Raw genomic sequence first — 19082 nt, 5'->3', positions numbered from 1 at the left:
AAGGGCCCCCAGGCGGCGCCGACCCCTTGCGGGTCTGTTGGCTCCGCAGCGCATCCAGCGGCGCAACGCGATGCAGGTTCAGTAAAGATCTTGTAACCGATTGACGCTCAGGATGTCTAGTTGCTTGAGTGCCATGCAGGTGGCCTCGGCCCCAGCGATGGTGGTGGTATAGGACACCTTGTGCTGAAGGGCCGCGCGCCGGATGGCGGCCGAATCCGCAATCGCCTTGGCCCCTTCGGTCGTGTTGACGATGAAGCCGATCTCGTTGTTCTTGATCATGTCGACGATGTGCGGGCGACCCTCGGCGACCTTGTTCACCCCGATACAGGGCAGTCCGGCCGCGCGCACGGCGGCAGCGGTACCATGGGTGCCATAGAGCGTGAAGCCGAATTCGAGCAGATCGCGCGCGACCTGGACCAGGCGCGCCTTATCGGCCTCGCGCACACTGAGCATGGCCTTGCCGCCCTTGCGCGGCAATAGGTTGCCGGCGCCTTCCTGGGCCTTGGCATAGGCCTCACCGAAGGTCTCACCCACGCCCATCACCTCGCCGGTCGATTTCATCTCTGGCCCGAGCAGGGTATCGACCCCGGGAAACTTGACGAAGGGGAACACGGCCTCCTTGACGAAATAGTGCTTGGGCCGGACCTCGCGCCGATAGCCCTGCTCTTCCAGCGAGCGCCCGGCCATGCAGCGCGCGGCGACCTTGGCCAGAGGCACGCCGATGGCCTTGGAGACAAAGGGCACAGTGCGCGAGGCGCGCGGGTTGACCTCGAGGATGAAGATCTCGTCCCCTTTGATCGCAAACTGGGCGTTCATCAGACCGACCACCCTGAGCGCGCGCGCCAGCTTGACCATCTGGTCGCGCATCCGGTCCTGGATCGCCGGCGAGAGCGTATAGGGTGGCAGCGAACAGGCCGAGTCGCCCGAGTGCACGCCAGCCTGCTCGATGTGCTCCATGATGCCGCCAATCAGGACCTCTTTGCCGTCGCAGATGGCATCGACGTCGACCTCGATGGCGTCGTCGAGGAAGCGATCGAGCAACACCGGGGATTCGTTGGAGACGCGCACTGCCTCGCGCATGTAGCGCTTGAGATCGGTCTCGTCGTAGACGATCTCCATCGCCCGTCCGCCGAGGACATAGGACGGTCGCACCACCAGCGGATAACCGATGGCGGCGGCGCGCGTAACGGCCTCGTCCTCGCTGCGCGCGGTGGCGTTGGGCGGCTGACGCAGACCAAGCTCTTGGATGAGCTGCTGGAAACGCTCGCGATCCTCGGCCAGGTCGATACTGTCGGGCGTGGTGCCGATGATGGGCACACCAGCGGCTTCGAGGGCACGCGCGAGCTTCAAAGGTGTCTGACCGCCGTACTGGACGATGACGCCCTTGGGTTTTTCCTTGGCAACGATCTCAAGCACGTCCTCGAGCGTCAGCGGCTCGAAATAGAGTCGATCCGAGGTGTCGTAGTCGGTCGAGACCGTCTCGGGGTTGCAGTTGACCATGATGGTCTCGTAGCCATCCTCGCGTAGGGCCAGGGCGGCATGGACACAGCAGTAGTCAAACTCGATGCCCTGGCCGATGCGGTTTGGCCCACCGCCCAGGACCATGATCTTCTCGCGGTCACTCGGCTCGGCCTCGCATTCTTCCTCATAGGTCGAATACATGTAAGCCGTGGTCGAGGCAAACTCGGCGGCGCAGGTATCGACACGCTTGTAGACCGGACGTACCCCCAACTCGTGACGCAGAGCGCGGATCTCGGATTCCTGAACACCGACCAACCGCGCAATGCGCCGATCAGCAAACCCCTGACGCTTGAGCGCGCGCAGGCGCTCCCGAGTCAGTGCGGCGCGACCAGCGGCGCGCACCTCGTCCTCGGTTCGGACCAGATCCTCGATCTGAGCCAAGAACCAGGGATCAATCCGGCTCAAGCCATGAATCTCATCGAGACTCAGCCCGGCGCGGAAGGCATCCGCGACATAGAAGATCCGCTCGGCGCCCGCCTGACGGATCTCATGCCGGATGGTCTCGATCGCGTCTGGGGCCTTGTGGTCAGCGACCTCGTCGAGGCCGTAACGGTCGATCTCCAGCCCACGCAGAGCCTTTTGCAGCGACTCCTGGAAGGTGCGCCCGATCGCCATAACCTCCCCGACCGATTTCATCTGGGTGGTCAGACGCGGATCGGCCTGGGGGAACTTCTCAAAGGCAAATCGCGGCACCTTCGTAACCACATAATCGATGCTCGGCTCAAACGAAGCAGGCATCGCGCCGCCTGTGATCTCATTGCGCAACTCATCGAGGGTGTAGCCGACGGCAAGCTTGGCCGCCACCTTGGCAATTGGAAAACCTGTAGCCTTAGAGGCGAGCGCCGAAGAACGCGAGACACGCGGGTTCATCTCAATGACGAACATGCGCCCATTGTCGGGGTTGATGGCAAACTGCACATTAGACCCACCGGTATCGACCCCGACCTCACGCAACACCGCGATCGCCGCGTCACGCATCCTCTGATACTCCTTGTCGGTCAGAGTCTGCGCAGGCGCAACCGTAATCGAATCGCCGGTATGCACACCCATGGGATCGAGGTTCTCGATCGAACAGACGACGATGCAATTGTCCGCGCGGTCGCGGACCACCTCCATCTCATACTCCTTCCAGCCGATCACAGACTCCTCGATGAGCAACTCGCGAGTCGGCGACAGATCAAGCCCGCGTCGACAGATCTCTTCAAACTCCTCCGGGTTATAAGCGATACCGCCGCCGCTTCCGCCCATCGTGAAAGACGGTCGAATGATGGCCGGAAAACCGATCGACGCCTGAACCTGGATCGCCTCCTCAAGGCTATGGGCAACGGACGAACGCGGCACATCCAGCCCGACCTTACGCATCGCCTGACGGAACAGATCGCGATCCTCGGCCTTATCGATCGCCTCGCGCGAGGCGCCGATCAGCTCGACGCCGAACTGCTCCAGCACCCCCTCGCGCACCAGATCGAGCGCACAGTTGAGCGCGGTCTGACCGCCCATAGTCGGCAGCAGCGCATCCGGACGCTCGCGCTCGATGATGGCGGCGAGCACGCGCCAGGTGACGGGCTCGATATAGGTCGAATCGGCCATCTCGGGATCAGTCATGATGGTGGCCGGGTTTGAGTTGACCAGGATGACCCGATAGCCCTCCTGGCGCAGGGCCTTGCAGGCCTGCGCCCCGGAGTAGTCGAACTCACACGCCTGACCGATGACAATGGGGCCGGAGCCGATGATGAGGATGCTATGGATGTCGGTACGCTTGGGCATGGGGTCTCACGCGGGGTTCGGAAAGCTTGGCGATGTCGGGCGATTGGTGCCGCCTTTGCGATTTAGACAGGATTGAGAGGATTTTCTAGGATGGAAAGATTTCCAATCTGTGCAAGCCGCGAATCCTGTCTGAATTCCGTCTTATGGCGACATGGAAATCAGGACGGATGTTTGCGCTCCCGCATCAGGTCGATGAAGTGATCGAAGACGGGTGCGACATCGTGCGGCCCTGGACTGGCCTCGGGATGGCCCTGGAAACCGAAGGCCGGACGGGTGCGATGCTGGATGCCCTGGAGTGAGCCGTCAAACAGCGAGCGGTGGGTCGCCTCCAGCGTCTCGGGCAGGCTCGCCTCATCGACCGCAAAGCCGTGGTTCTGGCTGCTGATCATGACCGCACCCGTTTTGAGATCCTGCACCGGATGGTTGGCGCCGTGATGGCCGAACTTCATCTTGATCGTCCGGGCACCGCAGGCCAGACCCAACAATTGATGCCCAAGACAGATGCCAAAGATCGGGATGTCGGTTTCCAGCAGTGTGCGGATGGCCGCAATGGCATAGTCGCAGGGCTCGGGGTCACCCGGACCATTGGATAGAAAGACCCCATCGGGTTGGAGCGCCAGCACGGTCGCCGCCGGCATCTGGGCTGGAACCACAGTGACATGACAGCCGCGATCGACCAGCATCCGCAGGATGTTGCGCTTGATGCCGTAGTCGTAGGCGACGACGTGATAGGGCAGCTTGCCCTCGACCGGCTTGAGCGGCTCGGGCAGTCCCCGTGCGAGCGTCCAGGAACCCTGGGTCCAGGGGTAGGTCTCGCGGGTCGAGGCATGCTGGGCCAGATCCATCCCCTTGAGTCCGGGGAAGGCACGCGCCTCAGCCAGTGCGGCGCCCTCGTCGATGGCATCCCCAGCCTGGATACAGCCGTTTTGGACCCCCTTCTCGCGCAGGATGCGCGTCAGGCGCCGGGTGTCGATGTCGGCGATGCCGACCACATTGTGACGGGCTAGATAGGCATCGAGCGACTCGGCCATCCGGAAGTTGCTCGCCCGCACCGGCAGATCGCGCACGATGAGCCCGGCGGCCTGGATAGTGCCCGACTCCTCGTCCTCGGGGTTGGCGCCGACATTACCGATGTGCGGATAGGTCAGGGTGACGAGCTGGCGCAGATAGGAGGGATCGGTCAGGATCTCCTGATAGCCGGACATGGCCGTGTTGAAGACGACCTCGCCGACGCTGGAACCCTCGGCGCCGATCGAGGTTCCGTGAAAGACCGAGCCGTCTTCCAGAACCAAAATCGCGGGTGTTTTCAAGTGGGTCTCCAAATCGGGGCGGGAGCGCGTCGGCAACGCCTAAAACCCTGAAAGATCGCTTTGGATGCGACGCGCTAAATCGTCGGTATTTTAGAGATCTGACACGAGGCTGTCCAACCATGCGCTCGTCCAGGCACAACCCTGGGGCGGCGGCGCCGTTAGGTCATCAGGCGCGCGCAAGAACCCCCCGCGCCCAAGATTCGATGCCGGTTGCATCCATGGCACCGGCCTGGCGGAGGAGTTCGCTCCCGCCACGAAAGAGGATGAGGGTTGGGATGCTGCGGATCCCCAGGCGGGCGGCCAAAGACGGCTCTTCCTCGGTGTTGACCTTGATCAGACGCACGGATGGTTCGAGCCGCCGTGCCGCCGCCTCGAAGGCCGGTGCCATCATTCGGCAGGGACCACACCAGGGCGCCCAGAAATCGACCAGGAGCGGCAGATCACTGCGGGTAAGATGCCGCTCGAACCTTGTCGTATCGAGCGCCACCGGATGACCGGAAAATAGCGGTGCCCGGCATTGACCGCACTTTGGACCGGCATCCAGACGCTCGACCGGAACCCGGTTGACGGCATCGCAATATGGACAAACGACATGCAGGGATTGGGACATGACTCGACACTCCAGGCGATACCGGACATCGCCCCGACACATGGATTCTCCAAGACACCCAAGATCATCCCGGAGGGCACACCTCGCCAGCAAGCCACACACTTGAATCGAGTGGGATCGATGGCTATGTTGGGGGCTCATGGGCGCATTTCATACCAGTCGCCTTGGGTGCTATATGCCCCGCCATCATCCGACATCGAATTCTCGAGTTCCAAGTCTCCCTATGAGTCATTCGCCGAACATCGTCACCGTCACCGCCGCCAATTTTCACACCATCGTCATCGAAGGATCCTACCAGCGCCCAGTGTTGGTCGATTTCTGGGCCGACTGGTGTGCACCCTGCCGGATGCTGATGCCAATACTGTCCAAGCTGGCCGAGCAATACGGCGGGCGCTTCCTGCTGGCCAAGGTCGATACCGAGGCCGAGCAGGCGCTCGCCGTCCAGTTCGGCATCCGCAGCCTGCCGACGGTGCAGCTCTTTCGCGATGGCCAGGCCATCGATCAGTTCATGGGTGCCTTGCCCGAGCACCAGGTGCGCGAATTCCTCGACCGTCACATCCCGCGTGCGTCCGACGGCCTGCTCCAGCAGGCCAAGGCGGCCATGTCCGGCGGCGATCTGGCGGCGGCGCGCGCGCTCATCGACCGGGCACGCACCGAGGATCCGGACAACAAGCGTTTGCCGCTGATGGAGATCCAATTCCTAGCCAGCTCGGGCGAAATCGCCAAGGCGCTGGAGGCGATCGACACCCTGCCGCTGGAGTTCGTCAAGGATCCCGAGGTCGCCGCGCTGCGGAGTCGGCTCCAGTTTGCCCGCGTCATCGAGGGTGCCCCGAGCGAGTCCGAACTGAACGACCGTCTCCAGGCCGATCCGCGCGACAGCGAGGCGCGCTATCAGCTGGCGGCACATCAGGTGCTGCGCGGTGATTATGAGGGCGCGCTCGAGCATCTGCTCGAACTCGTCAAGCGCGATCGCACCTATGGTGACGATGCAGGGCGCAAGGGGATGCTGGCGGTATTCGACCTACTCGGCAGCGATAACGCCCTGGTCGCCCGCTATCGGTCAAGGATGATGAGCATCCTGTATTGATCCTCAGGCGATCAACCCTGGGTCGCCAGACGCACCGCCTCCTCGACGTCGACGCTGACCAGACGCGACACACCAGGCTCATGCATGGTCACACCGATCAGGTGGTGTGCAATCTCCATCGTCACCTTGTTGTGACTGATGAAGATGAACTGCACCTGTTCCGACATCGCGCGCACCAGCTCGCAGAAACGCCCAACGTTGGCATCATCGAGCGGGGCGTCGACCTCGTCGAGCATACAAAAGGGTGCAGGATTGAGCTGGAAGATGGCAAACACCAGGGCCACAGCGGTCAAGGCCTTCTCGCCGCCTGAGAGCAGATGAATGCTGGAGTTGCGCTTTCCGGGCGGACGCGCCATGACGCTGACGCCTGTCTCCAGTAGATCCGCATCGGTCAGTTCCAGGTAGGCCTGGCCGCCGCCGAACAGACGCGGAAAGAGCTGCTGGAAGCTCCGATCGACCTGCTCGTAGGTCTCCTTGAAGCGACGGCGGGTCTCGCGGTCGATCTTGCGGATCGCCTGCTCCAGGGTCTCCAGCGCCCGGGCGATGTCATCGTGCTGGGCGTCGAGATAGGCCTTGCGCTCGGAGAGCGCCTTGAATTCCTCAACCGCCGCCAGGTTGACCGCGCCCAGACGCTGGAGGCGGGCGACAACCCTGCTCAATTCTTCCTGCCAGACGGACTCGGTCGCCGCCGGGTCGAGCGCTTCCAGGACCGCGCCCGGGCTGGTACCGAGTTCTGCACACTGCTCCTCCAGTGTGCGCTGGCGGACCAGGCGTTCCTGGCGTTCCAGACGCAGGGCGTCCAGTGCATGCTGATGGCCCTGGAGTCGCTGCTCGACGCGCTGGCGCTCCTGCTCCAGCGCGCGGACCTCGGTCTCCAGCGACTCGCGCCGGCGGCGGGCGGCCTGCAATGCGTCCTCGATCTCGACCTGGCGCGCCAGATGCGCCCTGAGTCGTTCGCGCTCTTCAGCCAGCGGCTCGACGCCCGTTTCCAGTGCGGCGATCAGGGCATCGCGGCGTTCAAGCAACTGGGTTTGCTGGGCCTGGGCGCGGGTCTGACTTTGCAGGGTTGCCGCGCGCGCGGCCTGGTTGGACTCGACCCGGATGCGCAGGGCTTGCGCCCGGTCGCGGCAGGCGCGTTCGTGCTCGCGGCTTGCGGCAACCTGGGCGCGCAGACGGGTACGTTCCTGCTCCAGCCCGACCCGGCGCTCGGCCAGGGTCTCCATCTGATCGAGCCAGTCATGCAGACGCTCGCGCGCGTCCTCCATCTCGGCGAGCACCTCGGCGCTCTGGCGTTCCAGCTCGGCCCATTCCTCGTCGAGCGCGCGCCGACGCTCGGACTCATGCTCGACGCGCGTGCGCAGGGCGCTCAGTTCGGCGCGCAGGGCCGAGCGCTCAAGCCCCAGGGCGGTCAGCTCGGATTCGAGCGCGCGCCGGCGTTGTTCGGAACGGGTGCGCGCGGCGCGCCGCTCGATCTCTTCTTCGCGCCACTCGGCCTCCTCGTCGGCAAGTGCGGCCAGTTCGGATTCGAGCGCAGCGATGGTCTCGGCGCGCTCCAACACGCCGAAGGTCCCGTCGCGCTCCGGGACACGCAGCCAGTGACGACCGACCTCGATGCCCTCGGGCGTGATCAGGGTCGCATCTTGGCTCAGTTGATGACGGGCCGCCAGGGCCTCAGACAGATGGGCGACCGTGTGCGTCGGGCCGAGCAGTCCGCTGATCGGCCAGGGCGACTGGACACGCCGGCTGAGCCGCCAGTATCCGGTCTCAGGCTCGGGATCCGGGACGAGATCGCCCGCCGTTTCGAGCAACACCAGACCGGGCGGCAAGGCGTCCGTCTCTGCCGTAATCGTCTCCAGTGTCTCGACCGTCAGGGCGCGCAGGGCCGCCCCAAGCCGGACCTCGACCGCGCGCTCCCAGCCAGGTTCGACCCTGAGCCGTTCGAACAGACGCGCCGCGCCCGCGCGTCCATGGCGCGCCAGCCAGTCGCGGCGTTCGACATCGGTATCGGCCAGCGCCGTCTCCTGGAGCGCCGCCAACGCGGCCAGACGTCCCTTGGCTTCGCGCAGACGGGTGCGGACTTGATCGAGCGTGTCGGCCAGCGTGCGCAGTGCTGAGTCATGCTCGGCCAGGGATTTGAGCAGCGTGTCGCGTTCGACTTCCAGTGCGGCGATCCGCGCGTCGAGCACGGATTCGCGCTCGCCCAATGCTTCCAGCCGTGCCGAGACGTCCGAGTCATCCAAGCGCGCGCGCTCCCCCTCGATCCGGAGCCGACGCTCGCGCTCGCGTCCCTGGGCCTGCTCCAGCGCCTTGAGCCGAGCCCGCTCCAACTGGGCCTGCTCGGCTGGGTGCGCGGACTCGATGTTTAAGGCCTCCCATTCGGACTCCCAGGACTGGAGCCGGTCCTCGAGCGTCATGAGCGCGACCGTCGCCTCCGTTAGTTCGGACTCGGCCTGTTTGAGCTGCGGCTCGTCCTCGGCGAGCGCGCGCTCGATCTCGGCCAGGCGTTCACGATCGCGCTCCAGATGCTGTGTGGCTTCATAGAGCTCCTGATCGAGCCGCTTAAGCTCGCCCCTAAGCCGACCCTGCTCCTCGTTGGCGAACCGGATGGCCTGCTCAGCGCGGGCGATCTCGGCAGCGACGGCGTAATAGCGTCCCTGGATCGCGTTGAACTCTTCGGAAGCGGCGTTGTACGCCTCGCGTCTGGACTCGATCTCGACCTCTAGCCGCCGCTGTTCGGCCAGACCGGACTCGACCTGGGTCTCGGCCTCGGCCAGACGTCGGCTCAACGCCTGGAGTTCGTCGTCGAGCGCACGCCAGCGCAACGCCTTGAGTTCCAGATCCAGCCGACGTTCCTCGGCGCGCAACTGAGTATATTTCTCGGCCGTCGCTGCCTGAAGCTCCAGATGCAGCAGCTGCTTACCGACTTCATCACGCACGTCATCGAGCCGGTCGAGATTCTCGCGGGTATGGCGCATCCGATTTTCGGTCTCGCGCCGACGCTCCTTGTACTTGGAGATCCCCGCGGCCTCCTCCAGAAACAGCCGCAGATCCTCCGGACGCGCCTCGATGAGGCGCGAGATCATCCCCTGCTCGATGATGGCGTAAGAACGCGGCCCGAGTCCCGTGCCGAGAAACAGATCCTGGATGTCGCGGCGCCGACAGCGGGCGCCGTTCAGGAAGTAGCTAGATTGACCGTCGCGCGTGACCTGACGCTTGACCGAGATCTGATTGAAGGCCGCGTACTCGCCCCCAGCCCCGCCGTCGCTATTGTCGAAGATCAGCTCGATGCTGGCCACGCCAACCGGCTTGCGCCCGGCGCTGCCGTTGAAGATGACATCGGCCATGGACTCACCGCGCAGCAGCTTGGCCGAGGACTCGCCCATCACCCAACGTACCGCGTCGATGATATTGGACTTGCCGCAACCGTTCGGGCCAACGATACCGACTAGATTGCTGGGAAAGTAGACGGTCGTGGGATCGACGAAGGATTTGAAGCCGGCGAGCTTGACGCGCTCGAGTCTCATCGGTGAAGTCTTGAGATCCAGTGGGTTTGAGGCTTGGGTATTCGGGCGTGGAGCATAACTTGCGTGGCCGAATGTCTCCAGCCACGGCGATACCGACTCAAGACTCACCGACCGACGACGACCGTACAGCAGGGTTTAGGCCTTTTGTGTCATTGAAAACGGAATCATCATGCATGGATGCACGGAACGATATTCCACGACGCAAAAATCAGCAAAAAGCCTGCGCACGAATTATCGAGGTATTGACAAGATTTTAAATCAAAGTTACTCATCGAAACTTCATGAAAAATAAACGCCATTGGAGAAATTCGACGAAGGACGAGCGATCCTGGCAATCTGATGCGAATATAAAAAAATAAAAAATTCAGGATTTTCCTGAAAATCAGAGGAGGATGGACCATGACCGAGACGATTCGTATTGGTGGCGCTTTTTTCGATGATCTGGCCACGATTCCAGACGTCAAATCAATGTTGATAAAAGATCGTCAACTGTCGGAAGATGAGTTTGCGCTCCGGCATGCCGAAACCATTCGGCGACATTACGCGAAGGTTGCACGCCTGGAATTCCTCCAGGAGGATGCCCAGTTCTTCGCGAGCTGCATCTGGAAATATCTCAACTCGCTCGATTCGCCCGCAGCCCCCCAGAGGTTGACCGGACCGATCCAGTCAAGCGACTCAGGATGGTTCGGACCGCCTATGACAAGGACTTGACCTGATCACATCCAACGCTGAGCAGGCCGCGTCCAGGCTCGGACACCGATTGCAGTTGTGTTACCTTTCCGCGCGCTCGATCCCAAACACAACGACAAGAGGCTTCCGATGCGCCCTTCCGCTCTGAAATCCCTGGCCGCCACCCTGGCGCTGACCACGGCCCCGCTGGTATCGGCCTATGATCTGCCGGCCCTGAATCTCGGCTTCACCAGCTTCCTCGATGGCGGACCGCCGGCCGGTCCGGGCTGGTATGCCCAGCAATACTTCCAGTTCTACCGTCAGGGGCATCTCAAGGATGCCGATGGCGACGACCTGCGCCTGCCGACCGGGCGCGGACTCGAACGGGCCGAGGTGGACGTCAACGTCAGTCTGACGCAGCTGCTCTACTCGTCTGATCAAGAGCTGCTGCTTGGCGGCAAATGGGGTCTGAACCTCATGCTGCCGATCGCCGGTTTCGATATCGATCCCGACGACAATCAGGCCCTTTCGCACAACAGCGGCAATCTCGGTGATCTGTTGATCGGCCCCTTCCTGCAATGGGATCCGGTCATGGGACCGAACGGACCGCGCTTCATGCAACGGATCGAGTTGCAGATGATCCTGCCGACCGGGGACTATGACCCCGATCATGCGCTCAATCCGGGCAGCCATTTCTTCTCATTCAATCCCTACTGGGCCGCGACCCTCTTCATCGATCCCAAGTGGACGCTCTCCTGGCGTTTGCACTATCTCTGGAACGCCGAGAACTCCGACCCCAACAGCGCACTCGGCGCCGACGACTCACAGGCCGGTCAGGCCATGCATCTGAACTTCGCCAGCGCCTATGAGGTCATCCCCAACCGTCTGCGGCTCGGCCTCAATGGCTACTTTCTCAAGCAGATCACCGAGAGCAAGGTCGATGGGCGCGAGCGCTCGGACAGCAAGGAACAGGTGCTGGGTATGGGGCCGGGACTCGTCTACCACGTCTCCAAGCACGATCATCTGTTCGCCAATCTCTATTGGGAGACACTGGCCGAGAATCGACCCGAAGGGACGCGGCTGAATCTGCGTTACGTGCATCACTTCCATTGACTCGAGGTCGATCCGCCCGCCGCGCGGTCGCTCGTGCGTGATCGTGCCGTTGTGGCTGGATGGATCGCTCAGGGAGCGGCGGTGCGCGCCTCGACCGGCAGCGCGCCTCTGGGCAAGAGAAAGGCCAGGGCGCCGAGCAATAAGGTGCTCCCGAGCAGGAACAAATGCAGATTGACTGCGCCAGCCAGCGCCCGCTTTGGATCGACCCCGAGTGGCGTCAGCGCGGCGACCACGGCGAGCTCATAGCTTCCGGAGCCGGCAATGCCGTGGACGGGCAGCACGCTGGAGAGCTCCGCCCCCATGACCCCCGCCAGCAGCCGCCAGAGATCGATCGGGAGGAAGGACCGGAGCAGGCTTGCAAAGGCAACGAACTTCAGGCCCCAGATCAGGACCGTCCAGCCATAAAGACGTGCAATCAGCCAGGGATCGCCCGGTACCGCCTGGAGCACCCGACGCAGGATCGAGCGCAGGCGCCCCGCACCGGCCAGCATGGACGACTCACCCATCCCAGACAGGAGGATCAGGACGCCGAGCCCCGCGATCCAGAGTCCGCCCGCCGGCCACCACAACCAGGAGGGATGGCCAAGCTGGAGGATCAAGAGGGCGACGAGCACCAGGAAGTGCAGATCGAGCAGCCGAATCCAGACCAGAGCGGCGGCCGAGTCCAGCAGACCCTGCCCGAAATAGCGCCGCATCAGCCAGGGAAAGACCAGCTCACCCATGCGCATCGGAAGCAGGTTGTTGGCTGTGTTGTGCAGGATGGTCAGACGCAGCACCGACGGGAAACGCCCGGCCAGACGCGCGCCAAAATAGTCACTCACCCGCACTGCACGCAGTCCATAGCTTAAGGCCGTAAGCAGGAACAACCAGGCAAGCAGCCACGGCGAGAGCGCGCGCCAGGGCGCCAGCAATGGCCACCAGCCGACCATGAACTCGACCGCAACCACCAACACCAGCAACAGCGCCCCACCGAGCAGCCAGTCGCGGACTCGCCCCAGGCGCAGGGCGTCCATGCGAACGCCCGGATCAACCATGGTTGCGCTTCTTGCGCTTGGGCGGATAGATGGGCGTCGCTCCCGGTGGACGGGTCTTGAAGCGACGATGGACCCAGAAATATTGATCCGGTGTGTCACGCACGCAGGCCTCGATGACCCGGTTCATGCGCGCCGTGTCGAGTTGCGGATCGCCGCTCGGAAAGTCGTCGAGCGGTGGAGCGAAGGTCAGCTCCAGCCCGCGCCCCCAGGGCAGGAAACGCGGAAAGGTCGGAATGACAACAGCGTTCGTCATGGCCGCGAAGCGCCCGAGCATGGGCACGGTCGAGGCCGGGATCCCACAAAAGGGCACGAAGATCCCACGCCGCCCGCCGTCCTGATCGGGCAGATAGAAAAAGGGCGTCCCGCGTCTGATCTCCCGCACCAGGGCGCGCAGATCGTCCTGACGCTCGACCGAGAGGCTACCAAAGCGTCGGCGTGCGCGCTTGACCTGATGATCCACCACAGGATTGCGGATCTTCTGGTACATATAGACACCCGAGTGCACCAGGGCCGTGAAGGCCGCGCCGCCGAGTTCGAGTCCGACAAAGTGCGGCACCAGCACGATCACCGGGCGGCCCGCGGCGATACAGGCATCGATCCGCTCGCGGTGGCGCAGACGCACCAGACGCGCCAGGCGCGCGCGCGAGGCGCTCCAGACAATGCCCTGACAGAACGCGGCCACCCCAAGCCAACCGAAATGGGCGCGCAGCAGACGCTCGCGTTCGGCAGCACCGAGATCCGGAAAGCATCGTTCCAGATTCAGTCGCGCCACCAGACGCCGCGAGCCGGCCAGGAGATAGGCGAGACGCCCGAACACCGATCCGAGCGCCCACAGCACCGGAAAAGGCAGCCGGCCCAGCGCCAGGATCAGCCACACCCCGAGCCAGCTCGGCCAGGCGCGCGGATGCAGGAGCGCCCGTTTAGTTCTCGAATTTGAAGAAGATGTCGGCACCCTGACTCTTACCGGTCTTGGTCTGGAGTTCGATCTGCTTGGAGAGGTCATAGCGCAGCTTGACCTTGTTAGACTCAGCGCCGAGTCCGTTTTCATATTCCATATAGATCTTTGGGGCGATATAGGTGCCGACCGCAAGCCCCGCCTGATCGGCACGATCATTGGACGAGGGCGGGATGCCGGTCATCAGATACTTGGTGATGTCGGCCTGGGTCAGGTTGGGATCGCTGTCGGAGAAAAAGGTCATCTTGGGTTGGCGCAGGGTGCCGACCACCTGCACCCCGGCCGTGGTGTCGCTGCCCTCGCGCTCGGCCTGGAGCAGCAGACCCGGATTGCCGATCGGACTCTTGGCATAGATGAGCCGACCCTGAGTGATGTTGAGCGGCGCGCCCAGTTCGGCGGCGAGTCCGAAGCCGCTGGTCAGACGGTACTGGCCCTCGGTGATCTGCAACTGACCGTCGCCCAGCATCTCGCGACCCGGTTCCTGCAGCACCCTCAAGGCACCCGAGAGCCGCCCGCGCACGCCAAAGCCATCGATCGTGACCTCGTCGCCGAGCACCAGACGCAGATCGAGCTTGATCGGAAAGGGCGTACTGGACTCTGCCGACTTGAGCACGACGTCGCTCGATGGCGAGACGGTGCCGGCCGGGAGCGAGCGCGGACGGATGCGCGCCTCGGGCACGCGGATCTCACCGCCTACCACGGCCCCGCTGGGGCCAACCTCGATGTCGATCCTCGGCGAAAGGCGCACGAAATACTCCTTGGTGTCGGCGAGCTTGAGCTTGTCGCCTTCGAGACGCAGCCTGGCCATCGGCCCCTGGCTGCCGGTGCGCCCCTCCCCGATCAGGGTCAGGGTGCTGCCGCCGAGCTTGGCCGCACCACGGATGTCGAAGCGCTCGAATGAGGGCGCCGTGGCCTCGATGTCCATGTCCTCGACGCCGAGCGCGAGCAGGGGCAGCTGGAAGTTCACACCTTTGATGTCGAGCCGGCCGCTGACGCCGGGCCGTTGGAGTGTCCCGCCGAGATTCAGGTCGGATGAGATCGCGCCCTTGAGCCCACTGATGTCGGGCATCAGACCAGCGAGCGGCGCCAGATCGGGGATCTCGGCGCGTAGGCCGCCGCGCAGGGTCTGACCCGGACGGGCCGAGGCGTCCAGCCGCCAGCCGGGCAGGCCCAGATCGCCCTGGAGGCGTCCAAGCCCCTCGATCGGCAGTGCGAGACGTACCGAGAGTCCAGCCGTGCCCGACTCTAGCGTCAGACGGGTGTTGGAGAGATCCAGTCGTTTCTGCTTGCCCCGACCCAGGTCGAGGTTGAGATGTCCCTGGGGGATCTCAGCGGTGGCGTTGCCGGTCAGGACGGCGCCATTGGCCTGGAAGCGGCCCTTGATCCGGCCCGAACCCTCGGCGCTCAGGGTATCCGGCAGCAGCCACTTGAGCAGTCTGAGGTCGAGCCGGTCCAGATCCAGATCGGCGGTCCAGCGTCCGGGCTCGGTCTGCTCGAAGCCGACACAGCCGCCCGCACCCTGGGCCTGACGCAGACAGAGGGGACCGACGGCGAGGCGTTTGCCCGCGAAGCTCAGCGGCAGCGGACGCTGGAGCGACCATTGGCCCCAATCCCGGGTGTTGAGTTTCAGGGTCGACAGACGACCGCTATAGGCACCGCCCTCGGCGAGCGCACCCGCGGCCTCCAGATCGAGAGCGAGCGGTTGGCCGGTGAGCCGCGCCGAGAGCCGATGGTCCGACATCCGGCCATCGCCGCGCAGCTCGAAGACCGTCCAGCCCAGACCGCCAGCCGCGAGATCGCGTCCGGTGAACTGGAGGGCGAAGCGGCCATCGGGCACAAGACCCAGATCGGCCGTTCCACGCAACTCGTTGAGGGCGTTTCCGGCCAGGGTCATGTGTTCGCCTTTGAGGTCGAACCTGAGACGCGGTGTTTCACGTGTTCCCTGGACCCGCCCGGACGCACTCAGGCGCCCGCGCGCCTCGGGCCACAGGGTGGCCAGGTCGGGCGACTCCAGCGCAAAGCGGAGATCCAGGTCTTGTTCGATATGCCCATCGAGATGCAACCGACTCGGTCCGGAGGAGGCGCTCAGACGCTCGATCTGGAGCGTCTCGCCCGTCATCCGTACCTGACCGCTCGCGGCGATCGGATGATCGCGCAGACGTCCGCTCAGTTCCTCGATGACCGCTGTCCATTCGGGGCGCCCCTCGGCATCGATCTGGCCCTGGCTGGTCAGGCGCCCATCAATGTGTCCCGGCCAGTCAGGGACATGGACACCCGGATTCAGACCCGACGCGCGCAGACTCAGATCCCAGGTCAGGTCCGGCGTCCAGCTCAGGGTGCCGCTCCCTTCCAGACGTCCGTCGAGCGTGTCGAGCACGAAGGCCTCAAGCTGGGTACCTGTAGCCGTGCCCTGCCCCGCCACGTCGAGGCTGGTGCTCGGAATGCTGGGACCGACGACCCGGCCGGACAGCCGATAGTCGAAGGACTCAAGGCTCCCTGAAGCCTTCAACGCGCCTTCGGACGACGCGGCGACCCGCTCGCCGCTCAACGGCCAGCGCAGTCCCTTCCAGTCGCCCTCTAGCCTGAATCGGCCCGGCTCTTCGCCCAGATCCAGCTCGCCCTGGAGGCGCAGATCGGCATTAGAGACCTGCTCGTTCAGTGCCAGAGACCGCACACTCAGCCGGTGTTCACGCCACAGCAGGTCGAGATTCAGGCCGAGCCGTCCGAGTTCAGGCCGCTGCGGCGCGCGCGCCTCGAGCGTCCCCGAGAGACCGGCCGACTCGAGCGTGCCCGTTGTCGTGAGCCGCGCCTGGGTCTCGATCGGCGGCAGATCGGGCCGGAAGGCCGGCAGATCGACCCGCGCGACCTCGATCCGGCCCTCCCAGCCCAGGGCGCCGAGCACGTCCCTCACCTCGGCGGCAAGCTGGGCCTCGATGGAACCGCTCAACACCTGACTCAACTCGAGCCGGTGTAGATCGCCGCTCACCGGCCCCCGACCGGCGAGCCGCGCCTCGGACGACAGCTCCAGCGCCCAGTCGAGCGCGAGCGCGAGCGGATAGCGATCGGTCAGGGTTGCACGCCCCTGGAGACCGGCGCTCAGCGCGGGATCGCGCAGACGCACCTCCAGGCGTCCCAGGTCCAGCGCGCCCTGCACGAGACGGCTGTCGGAGAGCCGGGCCGATTCCAGGGCGAAGAGCGGTTCATCGACGCCCAGCTCCAGGAGCCGCAATCGCTCCAGGCGTAGCTCGCCAACGGCAATAGCAAGTGGTAGCAGGAGATTGGGCAGGGTCAGAGGTTTGTGGTCCTTGGTCACGGGCGCCAGCACCACATCCAGATCGCGGACCGCCAGATGCTCGACCTCGAGCACCCCAGACAGGAGCGCACGCGGCGACCATTCGAGGTCGACCATGCCGATGCGCAGACCCAGCGTCGGCAGATTCAGCGCCAAGTCCGACAGCCGGAGATGACCGAGGATGTCCCCATCGACCTGACCCACAGTCAGCGTCTCGGGCGCCAGACGCTGTGCCAGATCCAGACCCCAGCGCAGCCCGGTCTGGGTGCCGAGCAACATGCCGAGTCCGGCCGCCAGCGTCAGGACCAGCGCCGGCACTGAACCGGCCAACCAGACGAGCCGGCGCCGGCGGCGCGGCTTGGGGGCTGGCGCGACCTGTTCCGGTTCGGTCTCGGGTGTCGCGGAGGGCTTGGTATCGTCCATCGGTCGCGTGCTCGACTAGAGGTCCGGCCCGATCACGATATGCAGTCGGGCGGGGGGGATACCGGCATCTGCGTCCTTGGAGACGGCAAAGGCCAGGTCGAAACGTACCTGACCGATCGGTGAGGCCCAGCGCAGTCCCAGGCCGACGCTCTGAGCCAGCTCCTGGCTATAGTCTGGATCGAAGGCATTGCCGAAATCGGTGAAGACGGCTGCGCTCCAGCGCCCCTGGAGGCGGCGCTCTAGCTCCAGGCTGCCCACGGCGAGATAGCGCCCACCGAGCGTATCGTCGGTCTTAGGATCATTCGGCCCGAGTGCATCGAATCCCCAGCCGCGAATGGAGCTGTCGCCTCCGGCATAGAAACGTCGCCCGGCCGGCAGGTCAGTGACACGCTCGGCCCAGGTCGCACCCAGATCGGCGCGGGTGAGCAAGCGATAGTTGGGCGCAAAGCGTCGCACCCACTTGAACCGCACCTGCCCGCTCAGATAGGACGCCTCTGAGATCAGCCCCTGCACGGATCCGACCAGGCTGTAGGTGATCCGATAGCCATCGTTGGTCAAGATAGGGTCGTCTGCAACCGTCTTGGACCAGGAGACGCTGAGGGCCAGTTCGCTCGTCGCCTCCAGGGGGGCCTCGTTGAGGCTGAGATCCTCATAGCTATAATCGAGGCCCAGGTTGCGTCGCCAACCGCCCGGGCTCAGGGTCGAGTGCGCGACCTGGAGACTGTGCGCCCAGCCCTGGAATATGGCCTTGTCATAGTAGGCCACGACCGGTTTGACGAGGATATAGTCGCGGGTCGGGTCTTGGATCGGGAGGCGATAGTCCAGATCCCACTGCGAGAGCGCGGGTGACAGATTCAGTTCGGTGCGCAGCTTGTCGCCCTGGGATGTGAGATAGCGGCGGCGATAGTCCAGGGTCAGACGCGGCCCGACATCGGTAGCAAAGCCCAGACCGATCCGATACTCGTTGGCCTTGTTGCGCTGGGCCACGACCTCGATCGGCACCCGGTTGTCGGCGTCGACCTCGTCCTTGAGCGGGATGATCTCGATATCGCTGTAATACTCGCTGCTGAGTAGACGTCCCTGGAGCCCGAGCAGGACGTCCGGGTTATAGACCTCGCCAGGCTTGAAATGGACATAGCGGCGCAGCAACCCCTCGTCGAGTAGATCCTGTTTGAAGCGCACCGCGCCGAGACGGTATTGCGGACCTGTCTCCAGATAGAAGAACACCTGCGCCTCATAGGCCTGGAGATCGATGAGCACCTGATGGCGATCGAGCCGATAGTCGAGATAGCCGGCCGAGGTGGCCGCATGGCGCAGGTCGGACTTGGCCTGCTCGTAGACGGCGTGCAACAGTACATCGCCGACCTTCATGGGGAAGGTCTTGGGAAAGACCGGATCGGTCGCGCCCTCACCCGTGATCCGATAATCGACCCGAGCGATCCGTACCGGCTCACCCGGCTCGATCCGATAGTAGGCGCGCCAGGTCCCTGAGGCAGCGGCCGGGGGTTCGAGCCGATCCTCGATCTTGACGCGATAGAATCCAAAGGGCGCAAGCGCCGTGCGGATCTGATCCGGCGCGCGACGATGCAGGGCCTCGATGCGCGCAGCGGTCAGATCGGTCTCGGCGCGCTCGTTGTGGATGCTCAGGAACGCCAGGACATTGGCCTCGAGCTCGCCTTGGAGCCCCTCGACCCTGACCTCTAGCTCGATCGCCTCGGACGGTGCGGCACCGAGCAACCCAAGCGCCAGCGAGAGCATCACCCAAGGCCGCCGATGC

General features: G+C 64.3%; 11 protein-coding genes. 3 read left to right on the top strand and 8 right to left on the bottom strand.

Annotation, left to right across the window (positions count from 1 at the left end; translation table 11 throughout):
- Positions 1-78 precede the first annotated feature (78 nt).
- From carB to trxC, 3 genes are all read right to left on the bottom strand, one after another.
- On the bottom strand, positions 79-3288 hold the full coding sequence (gene carB, locus E6P07_RS04890) for a carbamoyl-phosphate synthase large subunit (RefSeq protein ID WP_153974583.1): 3210 nt from the start codon (positions 3286-3288) through the stop codon (positions 79-81).
- A 158-nt stretch (positions 3289-3446) separates the two neighbouring features.
- On the bottom strand, positions 3447-4598 hold the full coding sequence (carA, locus tag E6P07_RS04885) for a glutamine-hydrolyzing carbamoyl-phosphate synthase small subunit (RefSeq protein WP_153974582.1): 1152 nt from the start codon (positions 4596-4598) through the stop codon (positions 3447-3449).
- Between the two features lie 166 nt (positions 4599-4764).
- Positions 4765-5208 (bottom strand): thioredoxin TrxC, encoded by a 444-nt coding sequence (gene trxC / locus E6P07_RS04880; protein ID WP_153974581.1) that lies wholly within the window; start codon positions 5206-5208, stop codon positions 4765-4767.
- 223 nt (positions 5209-5431) lie between these two features.
- Between trxC and trxA the strand changes: the two genes are divergently transcribed.
- On the top strand, positions 5432-6295 hold the full coding sequence (gene trxA / locus E6P07_RS04875) for a thioredoxin (RefSeq protein WP_153974580.1): 864 nt from the start codon (positions 5432-5434) through the stop codon (positions 6293-6295).
- Positions 6296-6306: 11 nt separating this feature from the next.
- Here trxA and smc read toward each other — a convergent pair whose 3' ends face one another.
- On the bottom strand, positions 6307-9819 hold the full coding sequence (gene smc / locus E6P07_RS04870) for a chromosome segregation protein SMC (RefSeq protein WP_153974579.1): 3513 nt from the start codon (positions 9817-9819) through the stop codon (positions 6307-6309).
- Between the two features lie 399 nt (positions 9820-10218).
- On the opposite strand from smc, the gene E6P07_RS04865 reads away from it, so the two are divergent.
- Both E6P07_RS04865 and E6P07_RS04860 read left to right on the top strand, forming a co-directional pair.
- A complete protein-coding gene (locus E6P07_RS04865) occupies positions 10219-10530 on the top strand; it encodes a hypothetical protein (RefSeq protein WP_153974578.1) in 312 nt (103 codons plus the stop codon).
- A gap of 108 nt (positions 10531-10638) precedes the next feature.
- On the top strand, positions 10639-11601 hold the full coding sequence (locus tag E6P07_RS04860; protein ID WP_153974577.1) for a SphA family protein: 963 nt from the start codon (positions 10639-10641) through the stop codon (positions 11599-11601).
- Between the two features lie 68 nt (positions 11602-11669).
- Here the strand turns inward: E6P07_RS04860 and E6P07_RS04855 are convergent, their stop codons facing one another.
- Genes E6P07_RS04855 through E6P07_RS04840 form a run of 4 tightly spaced genes read right to left on the bottom strand, consistent with a single transcriptional unit; the run spans position 11670 to position 19063 of the window.
- Positions 11670-12635, bottom strand: coding sequence for a lysylphosphatidylglycerol synthase transmembrane domain-containing protein (locus tag E6P07_RS04855; protein WP_153974576.1), 966 nt, complete (start codon positions 12633-12635; stop codon positions 11670-11672).
- On the bottom strand, positions 12628-13638 hold the full coding sequence (locus E6P07_RS04850; RefSeq protein ID WP_153974575.1) for a lysophospholipid acyltransferase family protein: 1011 nt from the start codon (positions 13636-13638) through the stop codon (positions 12628-12630). The genes E6P07_RS04855 and E6P07_RS04850 overlap by 8 nt, the downstream gene beginning before the upstream one ends.
- Positions 13556-17305 carry a translocation/assembly module TamB domain-containing protein gene (locus E6P07_RS04845; protein WP_153974574.1) on the bottom strand — a complete coding sequence of 1250 codons (3750 nt, stop codon included), beginning with the start codon at positions 17303-17305 and terminating at the stop codon, positions 13556-13558. The genes E6P07_RS04850 and E6P07_RS04845 overlap by 83 nt, the downstream gene beginning before the upstream one ends.
- A 15-nt stretch (positions 17306-17320) precedes the next feature.
- Positions 17321-19063, bottom strand: a complete 1743-nt coding sequence (locus E6P07_RS04840) for an autotransporter assembly complex protein TamA (protein ID WP_246172989.1) — start codon at positions 19061-19063, stop codon at positions 17321-17323.
- Positions 19064-19082 lie beyond the last annotated feature (19 nt).

The sequence above is a fragment of the Thermochromatium tepidum ATCC 43061 genome (assembly GCF_009664085.1).
GTDB lineage: Bacteria > Pseudomonadota > Gammaproteobacteria > Chromatiales > Chromatiaceae > Thermochromatium > Thermochromatium tepidum.
Note: the sequence above shows the minus strand (reverse complement) of the source record. Positions and strands in the feature narration are given on the sequence as shown.

Excerpts from the sequence above, each read along its gene's own strand:
- carB (WP_153974583.1), bottom strand. The coding sequence starts at position 3,288 with ATGCCCAAGCGTACCGACATCCATAGCATCCTCATCATCGGCTCCGGC.
- trxC (WP_153974581.1), bottom strand. The coding sequence starts at position 5,208 with ATGTCCCAATCCCTGCATGTCGTTTGTCCATATTGCGATGCCGTCAAC.
- trxA (WP_153974580.1), top strand. The coding sequence starts at position 5,432 with ATGAGTCATTCGCCGAACATCGTCACCGTCACCGCCGCCAATTTTCAC.
- smc (WP_153974579.1), bottom strand. The coding sequence starts at position 9,819 with ATGAGACTCGAGCGCGTCAAGCTCGCCGGCTTCAAATCCTTCGTCGAT.
- E6P07_RS04865 (WP_153974578.1), top strand. The coding sequence starts at position 10,219 with ATGACCGAGACGATTCGTATTGGTGGCGCTTTTTTCGATGATCTGGCC.
- E6P07_RS04860 (WP_153974577.1), top strand. The coding sequence starts at position 10,639 with ATGCGCCCTTCCGCTCTGAAATCCCTGGCCGCCACCCTGGCGCTGACC.
- E6P07_RS04855 (WP_153974576.1), bottom strand. The coding sequence starts at position 12,635 with ATGGTTGATCCGGGCGTTCGCATGGACGCCCTGCGCCTGGGGCGAGTC.
- E6P07_RS04850 (WP_153974575.1), bottom strand. The coding sequence starts at position 13,638 with ATGACCTCTCCAAGCAGATCGAACTCCAGACCAAGACCGGTAAGAGTC.
- E6P07_RS04845 (WP_153974574.1), bottom strand. The coding sequence starts at position 17,305 with ATGGACGATACCAAGCCCTCCGCGACACCCGAGACCGAACCGGAACAG.
- E6P07_RS04840 (WP_246172989.1), bottom strand. The coding sequence starts at position 19,063 with ATGCTCTCGCTGGCGCTTGGGTTGCTCGGTGCCGCACCGTCCGAGGCG.